This is a genomic window from Terriglobales bacterium (assembly GCA_035691485.1).
Taxonomy (GTDB): Bacteria; Acidobacteriota; Terriglobia; order Terriglobales; family Acidobacteriaceae; genus JAIQGF01.
In genome coordinates, this window is record DASSIZ010000054.1 from 22,957 (window position 1) to 36,979 (window position 14,023).

Genomic DNA, 14,023 nt, shown 5'->3' on the forward strand with positions numbered 1-14,023 from the left:
ATCTACAATCGACGGGTGCCGCTTTACGAGTACGAATGCCAGAAGTGTCATTTCCGCTTTGAGAAACTGCAGCGCCTTTCCGACCCGCCGCCGGCGAAATGCCCCGAGTGCGGCGGCAAGGTTGCGCAACTGCTTTCCGCTCCGGCGGTGCAATTCAAGGGTACCGGCTGGTACGTGACCGATTACGCGCGGAGGGGTTCCGCCGGCGATGGCGGCGGCAAGAGCGAGAAAAAGTCGGAGTCCAAGCCGGAGACCAAAAGCGAGAAGAAGGCGGAAAGCAAGAGCGAGACGAAGAGTTCGACGGATAAGAAATGAATTCCGGTTTTTGGTAAAAGGCGCGGATCGAGTCCGCGCCTTCTTGTTTTGCGTTCAAATTTCTGCCTCAAGAACCTTCCGGTCTACGCAGCTTTCTTGTGCGAACGAGACTTCGAGCGCGACGGCACCTTGGCGCCTTTCTGCCGCGCCTTGGACAGGCCAATCGCGATGGCCTGCTTGCGGTTCTTGACCTTATGCTTGCCGCTGCGCATGTGATGCATTTCGGTACGGACTTCCTGCTGCGCTTTCTTGCCGTACTTGCGGCCGGAGCTCTTCTTCCTCGATGGCATTGCTATCCTCCCTTGGTTTGGTTCTGCGCTCCTGCCGGGAGCGCCGTTTGGTATAAGTGTCCTTTCAATAGGAAGCTTGCGGACATGGGATGGGTTGCGCGGCGCCGTGGCGAGCAGCATCGCCGCGGGTGCGTCCGGTTGGACCAAATCTTCATCACGACGCTACTCTCGAGCATCTGTGACTGATGGGAGCGCGAGACATGTTGGGCTATCTGCGTGAAATGTTTCAGTACGACGACTGGGCAAATCATGAAACGCTGCACTCGCTGCAGGAGATGGAACATCCGCCGGAGCGAGCCCGGAAGATCATGGCGCACATCGTGGCCGCGGAACTGCTGTGGATGGCGCGATTGCAGCAGGGGACGCAGAAAACCCCGGTGTGGCCGGAATTCGGGCTCGACGATTGCGAGCGGCAATTAGTCGAGCTGCGGCAGGGGTGGGAGCTTTACCTGGCGGGACTTGCGGATGGCGACCTGGACCGCAAGATTGCCTATACGAATTCCAAGGGCGAGAAGTACAGCAATGCGGTACGCGACATCCTGATGCACGTCGTGATGCACGGCACCTATCACCGCGGACAGATCGCAGCGGCGGTGCGCGATCGCGCCGGCGAACCAGCGTACACGGATTTCATCGAGGCGGTACGCAAGGGAAAGCTGAGTGCAGTTGTGAGTTCTGAGTTGTGAGTAGTGACACGGCGGGCCGGGGACGAGGGCGTCCGCGGTGTTTGGGGCCGGGGCTTATGAAGCTTCGGCAAAGGGCCGGCGCCTATGGGCTTCACGCACACGCGAGTGCGCCTGTGCCACAACGCCGGTTCTACAACGCGGTGCCACACGATCTATTTGCGAGCGGGCGCCGGCTCGCCGACCCGGTGCGAGACCTTGAAGGTCATCTGCCGGCGGGTGAGGTCGGCGTCCACAATGACGTGGTCGCCGTGCAGCACTTCCCCGTCGAGGATCTTCAACGCCAGCGGGTCCTGGATAAGACGCTGGATGGCGCGTTTCAGCGGACGCGCGCCGTACTGCACGTCGTAACCTTCGTTGAAGACCAATTCCTTGGCCGAGTCGGTGAGCTCGATGGAAATCTTGCGCTCCGCCAACAGGCGGCGCAGCGATTCCAGTTGCAGCTCGACGATGCGCGTCAATTGTTCCTTGCCGAGCGGGTTGAAGATGATGATGTCGTCCACGCGGTTCAGGAACTCGGGCTTGAAGCTGGCCTGCACCACCTGCATGACCTGCTGGCGGGCGCGCTCAAAGGCCGCGGGCGTGGCCAGGTTCTCGGGCGTGAGGTAGGAGGCGCCGAGGTTCGAGGTCATGATGATGATGGTGTTGCGGAAGTCGACCACGCGGCCCTTGCCGTCGGTGAGACGCCCGTCGTCCATGATCTGCAGCAGGACGTTAAAGACGTCGGGATGCGCTTTTTCGATTTCGTCGAACAAGATGACCGCGTAGGGGCGGCGACGAATGGCTTCGGTGAGCTGGCCGCCCTCTTCGTAGCCAACGTAGCCTGGAGGCGCGCCGATTAAGCGGGCGACGGCGTGGCGCTCCATGTATTCCGACATGTCGATGCGCACCATGTTCTTCTCGTCGTCGAACAAGAATTCGGCAAGCGCGCGGGCAAGCTCGGTTTTGCCGACGCCGGTGGGCCCGAGAAAGATGAATGAGCCGATCGGGCGGCGAGGATCGCTGAGGCCGGCGCGGGAGCGGCGAATCGCGTTGGCAACGCGCTCCAGCGCCTGGTCCTGGCCGACAACGCGCTGGCGCAGCCGGCTCTCCATGTCCACCAGCTTCTTGACCTCGCCCTCCAGCATCTTGCTGACCGGAATGCCGGTCCACTTGCTGACGATGCGGGCGACATCCTCCTCGTCGACTTCTTCCTTGAGCATGCGCGAGGACTTGCCGTCGGACTGCGCGTTGAGCTTGTCGAGCTCGGCCTGGACCTGCGGCAGCTCACCGTAGTGGATTTGCGAGGCGCGGGTGTAGTCGCCCTTGCGAGTGGCAGTCTGCTCCTCGAGCTTGAGCTGTTCGATTTTTTCCTTGAGCTCGCGGATGCGGTTGATGGCGGCCTTCTCCTGCTGCCAAAGGGCCTTCAGGCGATTGGACTGTTCGCGCAGGTTGGCCAGCTCTTTTTCGACGATGGCGAGGCGCTCGCGGGAGTTGGGGTCCTCTTCCCTCTTCAAAGCCTGGCGTTCGATTTCGAGCTGGGTGGCGCGGCGCTCCAGCTGGTCGATTTCCGTGGGCATGGAATCGATCTGGATACGAAGCGAGGAAGCCGCTTCGTCAATCAGGTCGATGGCCTTGTCCGGCAGGAAACGATCGGTGATGTAGCGGTGGGAGAGAGTGGCGGCGGCGACAATGGCGGAGTCTTTGATGCGGACGCCGTGATGAACCTCGTAGCGTTCCTTCAGTCCGCGCAGGATGGCGATGGTGTCTTCGACCGTGGGCTCGCCGACCAAGACGGGCTGGAAGCGACGCTCGAGCGCGGCGTCCTTCTCGATGTACTTGCGGTATTCGTTCAGGGTAGTGGCGCCGATGGCACGCAGCTCGCCCCGCGCCAGCGCAGGCTTGAGCATGTTGCTGGCGTCGATGGCGCCTTCGGCCGCGCCGGCGCCGACCAAGGTATGCAGCTCGTCGATAAAGAGAATGATCTTCCCTTCCGATTCCTCGATTTCCTTGAGCACAGCCTTGAGACGGTCTTCGAACTCGCCACGGTACTTGGCGCCGGCCAGCATGGCGCCGAGGTCGAGGCCGACGACGCGCTTATTCTTCAGGATTTCAGGAACGTCGCCGGAGACGATACGCTGGGCCAGACCTTCGACAATGGCAGTCTTCCCTACGCCAGGTTCGCCGATCAAAACCGGGTTGTTCTTGGTGCGACGCGAGAGGACCTGGACGACACGGCGGATTTCCTCGTCGCGGCCGATGACGGGATCGAGTTTGCCGCGGCGGGCAAGCTCGGTGAGGTCCTTGGCATAGCGTTCCAGAGCCTGATATTTCGCTTCCGGATTCTGGTCGGTGACACGCTGGTTGCCGCGCACGGCGGTCAGCGCCTTGAGCACGGCATCGTGGGTGGCGCCATGACGAGCAAGCAGGTCATGCGCCGGTTCGCCGCGCTGGTCGGTCATGGCCAGCAAGAGATGTTCGGTGGAAACGTACTCGTCCTTGAAGTTGTCGGCTTCTTTGAAGGACTTGTCGAGCAGGCGCTGCGTAGTGTTGGCCAAGCCGGGTTGAGCCGAGGCACCGGAGACGCGGGGCAGGTCCTCGAGAACCTGGTTGGCCTGGGTGAGGATGGCCTGCGGGCCTACGCCGACTTTTTCGAGCACAGGCGCAACGATGCCCTCGCGATCTTCCAGCAGGGCGACCAGCAGGTGCATGGGCAGCAGTTCGGGATTGCCGCGCTCAGAGGCGACTTCCATGGCGCGCTGAACCGCTTCCTGCGCCTTGACTGTCAGTTTGTCCCAGCGAATTGCCATATGTCAGCTCTCAGTTTTCCAGCCGTTACCCAGTAACCGGGCGGCGATACTCCAATAAGATTCCAATTCCGGGTTGTTCAATGACAAAATTCAGGGGAGACGCGCCGTCTCCCCCTTTCGTAGTAGCTTCGGCTCCATCCCATGTCGGACAGCGTTATGCTGCCTTGCCCTTGCCGGCCTCGATGGTCTTGTGCGAGCCCTGGCCGACGTTGACCTTGATCTGCTTGGGCTTGGCTTCGGCCTTCTTGGCGAGCTTGATCTTGAGCACGCCATTGTCGTAGTCGGCGGTCACGCTATCCGATTCCACCGTGTTCGGCAGGGTGAAGGCACGGTAGAAACTGCCATAGCGACGCTCGACACGATGGAAGTTTTCTTCTTTTTCCTCCGTCTCGAACTTGCGCTCGCCGCGCACGGTCAGGGTGTTGTTCTCCACACGGACGTCGATATCCTTCTGGTCGATGCCCGGAACCTCGATCTTGAGGGTGATGTGGTGCTCGTCCTCGTAAATGTCTACGGGGGGAACGAAGGCGGTCGTGGTCAGGCCTTCTTCGCCGGCCGGACCCTGGCCGAAGGAGTCCTGGAAAAGACGGTTCATGCGGTTGGTGATCAGATTCAGCTCCTGGAACGGATCCCAACGGGTGATAGCCATAGCAAGCTCCTCCTCAATTTCTGGTGGTTTAACTCGCCTCAAGCGCAAGGGCTTGGCGGCTTTATCAATACTTGACAGTTGCAGATAATAAAATCTTAGTGTGTTACTGTCAAGTATTTCTTGCGATTTATTTTCAGTCGCTTAGCCTAAACATCGGCCTCGGAGAACGGCAGAAAGCCAGCGAAAAAGACGATGTCGCGGAGGTTTTTTGTTTCGGAGGCCTTAAAACGACTAGATGCCAAGGGCCGAAGTTGGGTGTCCGAGGAAGAAATAAAACTGTGGAGGAAATCTGGTCAAGGAGAGGCGCTGCGGTGCGGGCGGTGCGCACCCTCGCTCAGGATGACATTTAAGTGCGACTCGGGCTGACGCCCTCACGGAACGGCGTGTCGGCCCTGAAGGGGCTCGGGAGATTTGTTTGGACGCCCTACCCACGGCTGACGCCGTGGGCTGAAATTGTGCCGGCCTCGCTTCGCTCGGACTGGTTCTGACTTCGCTCAAGATGAGAGATTTGTTTGGACACCCTACCCACGGCTGACGCCGTGGGCTGGAATTGTGCCGGCCTCGCTACGCTCGGGCTGAGGATTTGCGTCCTTAAAATCGCGAACCCTCGACATGCGGGATTCCTTTAAGCAAACATAAATTCGGAGCTATGCCCTGACGACCCGGCCTATTTCTTCTCGATGCGGAGAAGCCGGAAGGTGAGTGTGCCCCACAGCATGCGAGAGCGCATTTGAACCGGGATGCGGCGGGCATCGTCGGAATACCAGATCCAGACCTTGCCGCGATTCTTCATGGGGCCGCTGACGGCTTCAGGAGAGACACGAATTGCGGCGAAGGTTCCGGCAGGAGTTTTGACGCTCTCGCGGGCCTCCACGTGGGCGCGGACGTCCACGGTATCGCCGCCGTCGTTGAGCGGGAAGATATAGGTGGCGTCAGGCGCGAGCGGCAGCGAGGCGAGATAGAAGAAGCCGGAAAATAAATCGGTAACGCAGCCGGGAATTTCGTGCTCAACGTGCTTGGGCTCGTGAGTCTTGAGGTTGGTTTCGTCGAGGATGCTGCGGCGGCGGAAGTAATTGAAGTTGATGAGTGTCTCGCGGGCGCGGAAGCCCTCCTCAGTGTGCTTGTTGAGCGCCTGCGAGCAGAAGGTGTGGCGATCGAAGGTGGACTGAAAACGATCGTGAACCGGATAGAGCAGCGCGACGACGCCGCTGGAATCGGCGGTGGTGCTGACACGCTGATTGCCGCCGGCCTCATCCATGGTGATGCGCGCTGTGCCGGCAGTCCAGAGGCGCCACTCGGCCTGATACACGTAGGTCTGGCCGTTCGGGAATACATAGTTGTCGGGCGCGGGGTGGATCTGGGCGATGGGGCCGATATTGGCGGGCTGCTGCCCAGATAGGGCGACCACCAGGATGGCGAACAGGAATGTGAGACCGGCCGCATGCAGGAGACGTTTCATCAGCAAAAAGGGTTAGCCCCGAAACAGCTTGACGACCAGAGCAGCGATCATGACCGCCGTACCGATTAAAGCATTGTACTCGCGGTGCTGGAAATAGCGGTCGCGGGAAAACGAGCCCGAAGTGGCAGTGCGAAGTCCGAAACGAGGCCACAGGCGCGGAACCTCGCGCGCGTAGGCGTCGAATGCGGGGAAGCGGGAGCGCAGGAAATCCTCCTCGGACAGGATGACCGGGATGTAGACGGCGACGAAGAAGGCGATCAGCACGATGACGATGAGCAGGCTGAGCGCGGCGACCGCGAAGCCCACGGCGATCACGATGGAGCCGAGGTAGAGCGGGTTGCGGGTGTAGGCGTATGGGCCGGAGGTAGTGAGTTCGGAGTTCTTGGTGATGTGTCCGGAGGCGACGGCGCGAATGAGGACGCCGACAAGCGCGATGGTGGCGCCGATTGCGATCGAGAGTGCGGTGGGGCGGGCAAGCCAGAGGTAAAGAACGGCGAAGGCGAAGCCGAGAGGAACGCGGATGCGTCGCGCGATCTGAGACCAGGTCATCGGCGGACCTCGGCGGGTTGCGCCAGCAGATGGCGAGCCGCGGCGATGACCTCGGCGGCTGAGATTTGGAGTAGGCCTGCCTCCGGTTCCTTGTGGTGCGAGCTGGTGGTGCGGCTGATGTCGGAGCGCAGAACGATGGAAGGGCTGCCGCAAGGGCCAGTGCGCGCGGGATCGGTGGGACCGAACAGAGCCACGACAGGAACGCCGAAAGCGGAGGCGAGGTGGACTGGTCCGGTGTCGCCGCCGATGCACAAACGCGCGCGGCGGCAGAGAGCAACGAGTTGGGGGAGCGGAGGGGAGAGGGCGATGGCAACGCCTTCGCTGGCGCGTGCGACGTCGCCGGCAAGCTGTTCTTCTCCAGGGCCGTGATTCACGATGGCGCGAAGCCCATGGCGGGCGAGGGCGCGCGCGACCTCGGCGTAACGGTCCGCGGGCCAGCACTTGGCGCCCCAGCCGGCGCCGGGATTTATCAATACGAAGCTGTGAAAGCCGTGGGCGCGGAGTTGTTCGTCCGCGGCGCGCTCGGCGGCGGGATCAAGCGGAAGAGGGAAGGACGGTTGTTTTTCCACGAATCGAGGCCGCGCGCCTGACAATCCTTCGGCAAGGGATAAGTTGCGCTCGACAACGTGCCGGCCGCGGGCGGGGACCTGGTGAGTGTAGAAGAGGGTCGCGGGTTTTTCGCGCGGCTGGGCGAAGCCGAGGCGTCGCGGCGCGCGGGAGAGCTGTGCCAGGATGGCGGACTTCCATGCGCCTTGAAAGTCGATGGCGACGTCGTAGCGCCGGGAGCGAAGTTGCTCGAGGGAATCGCGGACCCCGCGCCAGGTTTCGTCCGACAGCAGAGCGGAGCGCCAGGCGAGCGTGTCGACGACGTGAACCACGTCAACCAGCGGTTTCTCGGGCGAACGTGGCGCAGCGATGGCAGACTCGGAAGAGAGTAGCGAGGTCCAGCGCTGCTCGACCGCCCAGCCGAAGACCGCGGCCGGGTAGATCCGGCGAAGAAAACAGACCGCGGGCAAAGTGTGAATGATGTCTCCCAGGGAACCGAGGCGCACGATGAGCAAGCGCGAAATTTCCGCCGGGGCCTCGGTTGGGCTCACGAAGGCTCCTTGCCAGCGATGCGGGAGATGAAGCTGGTGGCGGAGTGATCCTTGGGGTCTCCGACAATGGCAACGCGGCCGCCGCACTCGATGACGGTGTCGCGCTCGGGAACATTGTCGGCAGTATAGTCGGTGCCCTTGGCATGAATGTCGGGACGAATTTCCCGGACGAGAGCGCGGACATCAGGCTCGGGGAAGACGACCACGGCGTCAACGTCAGCGAGCGCGGCAAGGATTTCAGCGCGCTCAACGGCGGGCATAAGGGGACGTCCAGCGCCTTTGAGGCCGCGGGCGGATTCGTCGGCATTGACGGCGACGATGAGCCTTCCGCCAAGTTGCCTGGCGGCGCGCAGGTAGCGGATGTGCCCGACGTGCAGGAGGTCGAAACAGCCGTTGGCGAGAATGATGCGTTCGCCCGCCCGGCGCCAGTCGTCAACCCGGCGGCGAAGTTGATCACGCGTCAGGATCTTAGAATCGGCTGCGTTCATGAAAGGCTAGATCAAAATCAAATGCACGCTTCTGTCCGACCATAATGCGTTACTGCTGTTCCGCAGCGTTCTGTACAGCGTTCAGCAGTTCTTCCCGGCTGACGGTAGCGGTGCCGCGTTTCATGACGACGATGCCGCCGGCGAAATTGGCCAGGCGGGCGGCTTCGGCAGGCTCGGCCCCGGCAGCAAGCGCGGCGGTGTAGGCGGCGACCACGGTGTCACCGGCGCCCGTGACGTCGGCGACCTGGTCGCCGCCATGAATCGGAATTTCCAGCGGCGGGCGCTTGCGCGCGAAGCACACCATGCCGTCACGGCCACGGGTGATGATCAGGGAATCCAGTTTCATGCGCTCCAGGATTCGCTTGCCGGCGGCGAGCAGGCGCGCAGAATCATTGCCGATGCGAAGGCCGAGGGCTTGCTCGACCTCCGGTTCGTTGGGGGTGGCAGAGGTCACGCCGGCGAAATCGAGCAGGCGATAGCGCGAGTCGAGCGTAACCGGGATGTCCTTCAGCACACCGCGGGAACGAAGGTCCTTGAGCATTTGCGGGGTAGCGGCGCCGTACCCGTAGTCGGAAATGAGCAGCGCGTCGGAGGCGCTGAGAAAACGCCGCGCGGAAGCGACCAGGTCCTGCTGGTGGATGAATCCGAGTTCGCTTTCCGGCTCGCGATCGACGCGCACGACCTGCTGGCGCGCGGTGTGGGTCATGCCGGCGAGGATGCGCGTCTTGGTGACCGTGGTATAGCCCTTCAGGCGCAGGATGCCGGAGGTAGAGATGCGCTGCCGTCGAAAAGCGCGAAACAGAAGACGGCCGGGTTCGTCGTCGCCGACAACGCCGACGGGGAGCACGGTGACGCCCAGCGCGGCGAGATTGTAAACCGCGTTGCCACCGCCGCCGGGGACAACGGTGCGGTCGCGACGCTTGAGGATGAGCACCGGCGCCTCGCGCGAGACGCGGGAGATTTCACCGTAGATGAATTCGTCGGCGACCAGGTCGGCGATGACGGTGATGGTGAGGCGCGGAAACGCCTCGATGATCTTGTGCAGCCGGTCGGGATGTTTCGTGGGCTTCAATTTCTACAGGAACGTATGCCGATTCGCGGCCGGGCGGCGAAGAGGCATTTTCTCACGAGAGAGGTTTTCCGCGGCGTTTCAGCGTGTCGAGCATGAAATTCAGCGCGCGCGGCGCATCCTGCAACTCCATTTTGACGGGAACGACGGACAGCGGTTTCAGCGCGGCGAGATAGCCGGCGAGGTTGACGGCGTCCTTTTCCGTGGTGACAAAGCCGCCGGCCTGGTTCTGCTCGGCGACGTACTGAAGATCACGGAGGTCTTTTTCGGTATAGGCGTGATGATCGGGGAAGACGACCTCGGCGGCAGGATCAACCCCGGCCTTGCGCAGTTGCGCGAAAAAGCCCTGCGGGCGGGCAATGCCGCAAAACGCAAGCGGATGCAATGGGAGATCGGCGGTCACGATGCTGCGGCGGACGCGCCACACGACTTTGGCGGCGAGTGGGAATGCGGCGGGATCGGCACCGCCGGCGAGCACGACGGCGTCGGCGCGGCGCAAGGCGGCGAGAGACTCACGGAGGCGTCCGGCGGGAAGCAGGCGATCGCGGGCGTCATCGGGCGTAACCAGCACGATATCGAAATCGCGCGCCAGCTGGCGATGCTGAAAACCATCGTCGAGCAGGTGGAGTCGCGGGCCAAAGCGTTCTTCGGCGAGGCGGCCGGCGCGGTAGCGGACTTCGCCGAGGATGACAGGGCATTGCAGGCGGCGGGCGATGAGGAGAGGCTCGTCGCCGAAATCCCGCGGCAACCCGGAGGGATCGACGAGGGTGACGCCGCCGGTCTGGCGACGGTATCCGCGCGAAAGGACATCGAAGGGGATGCCGCGGGACTTGAGAAGTTCACCGAGCAAGATGACGAACGGGGTCTTGCCCGAACCGCCGACGGAGAGATTGCCGACGCTGACCACAGGGCCGGCGAGGCGGCGGGCGGGAAGCGCACCGGCATCGTAGAGCGAGTTGCGCAGGCGGACAGCTCCGCCGAAGATGCCGGAGAGGATGGTGGCCATCAGGTTTCCACCGGCGGTGAGACGTTGGCGACGGTAGCGGCAGGCGCGCTTTGCGCCTCGAGCAAGGATTCCAGCGCGGCGGAGGTGCGGGCGGTGGCCCCGGAGTTGGCGCGCAGGATTTCGCTCGCGCGCCTGGCCAGATCGCGGCGGAGGGATTCGTCGGCAAGCAAATCCAAGAAGGTGGAGGCGAGTTGGGCAGCGCTGCTGACGACCACGGCATCGCCGGCGCGAAACAGCTGGACCACGTCGCGAAAATTTTCTGTGTAGGGGCCGACCACGATGGCGGCGCCGTGCTGTGCGGCTTCCAGAATATTGTGTCCGCCCTTCGGCACCAGGCTGCCGCCGACAAAGGCGATATCAGCGAGCGCGTAAGTCGAAGATAATTCACCAATCGAATCGAGCAAAAACACGCCCCCGGCGAGCCTCCCACCACCCTTCCACTGCGAGCGGCGCCACCACCTCCTGCTGAGCTCGCCGTCCGGAATCGGCGACGAGATGAGGCGTTCCACAGCATCGAACCGTTCGGGATGACGCGGCGCCAGAATCATCAAAGCGGATGGATGGCGTTTGAGGACTACATCAAAAGCCCGCAGGATTGTTTCTTCTTCTCCTTCCACAGTGCTGCCACAGACCAGGATTGGCCCCGGAAAAAACCCAGATTTGCCAACCCCGGGCAAATCCGGGGCACCCTCGGCGAGAGCGGATTTCAGCTGCGCGACAAGGGGCGATTCGGCCGGCGGCTTGAGATCGAATTTCAAATTGCCGCTCGCCTGCACGCGCTCGACGATGGCGCCGATTTCGATAAGGCGGCGGCGATCTTCTTGGCTTTGCGCCAAAAATAAATCGACATTGTCCAATACCGGCGCCACCAGCGACCGCAGTCGCCGGTAACGCGGAAACGAACGATCGGAGATGCGCGCGTTGACCACCGCAATGCGCGCGCCTGATTGTCGTGCCAGGTGAAGGAAGTTGGGCCAGAACTCGGTCTCGGCAAGGACGACGAGCTGGGGACGAAGAGCGCGCAGATAGGGCCGAATGGCGAGGGCGAAATCGATAGGGAAGTAGAAAACATTGGCGTCCCCGAAACGGTCGCGCGCCAGCTTCTGCCCGGTCGCCGTCGTGGTGGAGACGACAATGCGGTGCGATGGCACGCGCTGCTGGAGTTCGGAGATCAATCCGCTGACGGCAAGCACTTCACCCACGGAGACCGCGTGCACCCAGATGGTGGGACGGTGTTGAGGCAGGCGGAGGCGGCGGGCAACGCGGCCGAAGCGCTCCCCCAGCCCGGCGCGGTATTTGCCATGGCGAAGCACGCGCAGCAGCCACACGGGCGAAGAGAGCAGAAGCGCCACGGCGGCCAGCGCGCTGTAGAGGAGATACACAGCTTCAGTGTCCAGTTTCCAGTTTCAGGTTTCAAGCAGTTTCGAGGTACGAGCGGAAAAGCCGGGCCGGCGTGGGGGCGCAACTGACAGCCGGCGGAGGTGTTGGAGTTGCCGTGGAGATGATGCAGGCTTGATAATCGCGAATATGTACTGGTCAAAATATCGTTTCTGGCTGGCGGTCACGGTGGTGCTGGCGGCCACGATGGCGATCGCGAGCAAGGAATATACGCCCCCGAGGCCGCTGGCGGCCAAGACGTACCCGGCCCACGACGAGCATGCGGACGAGAAGGTGACGATCGCCGCCGATCCTTACGACAAACCCGACAAAGCTGCCCAGGTATTCACGCTGTCGTATAGCGAAAAGGATTATTTGCCGATCTACCTTGTGATCACCAACGACGGCGACCAGCCGATCACGATGAACCGGCTGGACGTGAAGCTGGTGACCAGCAGCCGGGCCAAGCTGCAACCGGCGGACATCGAGGACCTTTACCGGCGATTTTCGCGGGTCCGGCGTCGCGGGGACGAGCCCAGCCGGAATCCGCTGCCGATCCCGCTGCCGCGTCATCCCGATACCGGCCTGCCGAAGGGCGGAGCGGACGAAATCACGAATGCGCAATTCCGCGCCAAGGCAGTGGAGCCGCATGGAACGCAGGCAGGGTTCCTGTTCTTCGACGTGGCGGGCATCAGCCAACCATTGGCTGGCGCGCACTTATATGTGAGCGGGTTGCGTGACGGGAAAGGCAACGAACTGCTGTTTTTCGATATTCCGTTGGATAAATACCTCAGCGGAAAGTGAGAACGAAGAAGTAAGAAGTCAGAACTGCAGATCGGCGGCGGATGGATGCTGTTCTTAGTTCTGACTTTTACTACTGACTTTTTATTTCTGACTTCTCCCCATTCCTTCATCCATGGCGCGGTTGGCGAGCGCATCGGCTTCCTTGTTCCTGGCACGGAGCACGTGGTGAATGTTGAACCAGGGAAGTTGCGCGATGAGGGATTTTGCGCGCTTGTAGAGGTCCAGCAGCGCAGGATTGCGGACCTTGTACTGGCCGTTCATCTGTTTGACCATCAGTTCGGAGTCGCTGATCACCTCCAGCGCCTTCGGGCCGTGAGCCAGCGCGTACTCCAGGGCGGCAAGCAGGCCCGAGTACTCGGCAAAATTATTGGTCTGGTGGCCGAGAAATTTGCTGAGGCCGGCGAGATGGATCCCGGCAGCATCCTCGATTACAACGCCATAGCCGGCGGGCCCGGGATTACCGCGCGCGCCGCCATCAATGTAGGCGACGAGGCGATCCTCGGGGAAATGTTCGATCCGGCTCGCGAAGAGTTCTTGAGGACCGGCAGAGGTGGCGCGACGCGGATAGCGGCGGAAGGGCATGGCCGAATTACCAAATTACGCAATGCACTTACCGTCCCTGTGCCAGCCTGGTGGCGAGACGCTCCGGCAGGTCGGCGTCGAGGATGCGCTTCTGTGCTTTCTGCACGTCGTACTTGACGCGGTAGTAGGTGACGCAATAGGTCTCGCTGTCGAAGAGCGCAAAGGCGGCGCGCCAATCGCCGTCGCGGGGCTGGCCGATGGAACCGGGATTGATCAGGTAGCGGACTTTTTTCCGCAGCTTGAAGACGAATTTTTCCGACGCCCCATGCGCTTTGTAAACCGGGCGGATGGCGGCAGCCTCATCGGAACCGGCAAAGAAACCGCCCTGCACGTGAGTATGCCCGAAAAAAGTGATCGCAGGCTGGGAGTCTTCGAGCGACTCCATGGCGTCCGACATGAGGAGCAGGTATTCGTCTTCGTCGCGAGGTGAACCGTGCACCAGGCGGATACCGTCGAAACCTTCCAGCGGCGCGGGACCTTCGGGCAGCTCACGCAACCACTCCAGGTTGCTCTTGCTGAGGATGGTCCTTGTCCAGATCACGGCCAGGCCAGCGATGGGGTTGAAATCTTCCATGTTGCTGATGCCGGAGCATGCTTTGTCGTGGTTGCCGCGAACAAAGATCTTACCCAGCTTGCGGGAGCGCTGGACGACCTCGTTGGGACTGGCGCCATAGCCGACAATGTCGCCAAGATTGACGACATGATCGTGCTCGGGCGCCTCATCGAGGCAGGCATCGAGAGCTTCCAGGTTGGCGTGAATGTCGCTTATGAGGAGAATCCGGGCCATGGTCAGGGCGAATGGGGATTATACAAAGGAAGAACGCGGAAGTCAGATAGTCGGTACATGAGCACCTCGGAATTTCAGG

15 protein-coding genes are annotated in these 14,023 nt (G+C 62.0%); 3 read left to right on the forward strand and 12 right to left on the reverse strand.

Annotation, left to right across the window (positions count from 1 at the left end; genetic code table 11):
• Positions 1-15: 15 nt before the first annotated feature.
• A complete protein-coding gene (locus VFI82_06800; GenBank protein HET7184375.1) occupies positions 16-315 on the forward strand; it encodes a zinc ribbon domain-containing protein in 300 nt (99 codons plus the stop codon).
• Positions 316-398: 83 nt separating this feature from the next.
• Here VFI82_06800 and VFI82_06805 read toward each other — a convergent pair whose 3' ends face one another.
• Complete coding sequence (locus VFI82_06805) at positions 399-605, reverse strand: DUF6496 domain-containing protein (GenBank protein HET7184376.1); 207 nt, start codon at positions 603-605, stop codon at positions 399-401.
• A 200-nt stretch (positions 606-805) separates the two neighbouring features.
• Between VFI82_06805 and VFI82_06810 the strand changes: the two genes are divergently transcribed.
• Entirely contained in the window at positions 806-1,291 is a 486-nt protein-coding gene (locus VFI82_06810) for a DinB family protein (protein ID HET7184377.1), read from the forward strand.
• Positions 1,292-1,443: 152 nt separating this feature from the next.
• Here the strand turns inward: VFI82_06810 and clpB are convergent, their stop codons facing one another.
• The 9 genes from clpB to VFI82_06855 form a co-directional block, all read right to left on the reverse strand.
• Positions 1,444-4,077, reverse strand: a complete 2,634-nt coding sequence (gene clpB, locus VFI82_06815; protein ID HET7184378.1) for an ATP-dependent chaperone ClpB — start codon at positions 4,075-4,077, stop codon at positions 1,444-1,446.
• A 154-nt stretch (positions 4,078-4,231) separates the two neighbouring features.
• Complete coding sequence (locus VFI82_06820) at positions 4,232-4,726, reverse strand: Hsp20/alpha crystallin family protein (GenBank protein ID HET7184379.1); 495 nt, start codon at positions 4,724-4,726, stop codon at positions 4,232-4,234.
• A 667-nt stretch (positions 4,727-5,393) separates the two neighbouring features.
• Entirely contained in the window at positions 5,394-6,185 is a 792-nt protein-coding gene (locus VFI82_06825) for a DUF3108 domain-containing protein (GenBank protein HET7184380.1), read from the reverse strand.
• A 12-nt stretch (positions 6,186-6,197) separates the two neighbouring features.
• The gene (locus tag VFI82_06830; protein HET7184381.1) at positions 6,198-6,734 is read right to left on the reverse strand and encodes an isoprenylcysteine carboxylmethyltransferase family protein; all 537 of its coding nucleotides are present in this window, start codon (positions 6,732-6,734) and stop codon (positions 6,198-6,200) included.
• Positions 6,731-7,831, reverse strand: coding sequence for a glycosyltransferase family 9 protein (locus VFI82_06835; protein ID HET7184382.1), 1,101 nt, complete (start codon positions 7,829-7,831; stop codon positions 6,731-6,733). The genes VFI82_06830 and VFI82_06835 overlap by 4 nt, the downstream gene beginning before the upstream one ends.
• The gene (locus tag VFI82_06840) at positions 7,828-8,319 is read right to left on the reverse strand and encodes an adenylyltransferase/cytidyltransferase family protein (protein ID HET7184383.1); all 492 of its coding nucleotides are present in this window, start codon (positions 8,317-8,319) and stop codon (positions 7,828-7,830) included. Before VFI82_06840 ends, VFI82_06835 begins: the two co-directional genes overlap by 4 nt.
• Before the next feature lie 49 nt (positions 8,320-8,368).
• Positions 8,369-9,391 carry a PfkB family carbohydrate kinase gene (locus tag VFI82_06845; protein HET7184384.1) on the reverse strand — a complete coding sequence of 341 codons (1,023 nt, stop codon included), beginning with the start codon at positions 9,389-9,391 and terminating at the stop codon, positions 8,369-8,371.
• A 52-nt stretch (positions 9,392-9,443) separates the two neighbouring features.
• Positions 9,444-10,394, reverse strand: a complete 951-nt coding sequence (gene lpxK, locus VFI82_06850; GenBank protein HET7184385.1) for a tetraacyldisaccharide 4'-kinase — start codon at positions 10,392-10,394, stop codon at positions 9,444-9,446.
• Positions 10,394-11,776: a 3-deoxy-D-manno-octulosonic acid transferase gene (locus tag VFI82_06855; protein ID HET7184386.1), complete on the reverse strand. Its 1,383-nt coding sequence runs from the start codon at positions 11,774-11,776 to the stop codon at positions 10,394-10,396. The genes lpxK and VFI82_06855 overlap by 1 nt, the downstream gene beginning before the upstream one ends.
• A 145-nt stretch (positions 11,777-11,921) precedes the next feature.
• Here VFI82_06855 and VFI82_06860 point away from each other — a divergent pair, with 145 nt between their 5' ends.
• Positions 11,922-12,575 (forward strand): hypothetical protein, encoded by a 654-nt coding sequence (locus VFI82_06860; GenBank protein ID HET7184387.1) that lies wholly within the window; start codon positions 11,922-11,924, stop codon positions 12,573-12,575.
• 81 nt (positions 12,576-12,656) lie between these two features.
• Here VFI82_06860 and VFI82_06865 read toward each other — a convergent pair whose 3' ends face one another.
• Together VFI82_06865 and VFI82_06870 are read right to left on the reverse strand one after the other, a co-directional pair.
• Positions 12,657-13,157, reverse strand: coding sequence for a ribonuclease HI family protein (locus VFI82_06865; GenBank protein HET7184388.1), 501 nt, complete (start codon positions 13,155-13,157; stop codon positions 12,657-12,659).
• Between the two features lie 28 nt (positions 13,158-13,185).
• The gene (locus tag VFI82_06870) at positions 13,186-13,944 is read right to left on the reverse strand and encodes a metallophosphoesterase family protein (GenBank protein ID HET7184389.1); all 759 of its coding nucleotides are present in this window, start codon (positions 13,942-13,944) and stop codon (positions 13,186-13,188) included.
• Between the last annotated feature and the right edge of the window lie 79 nt (positions 13,945-14,023).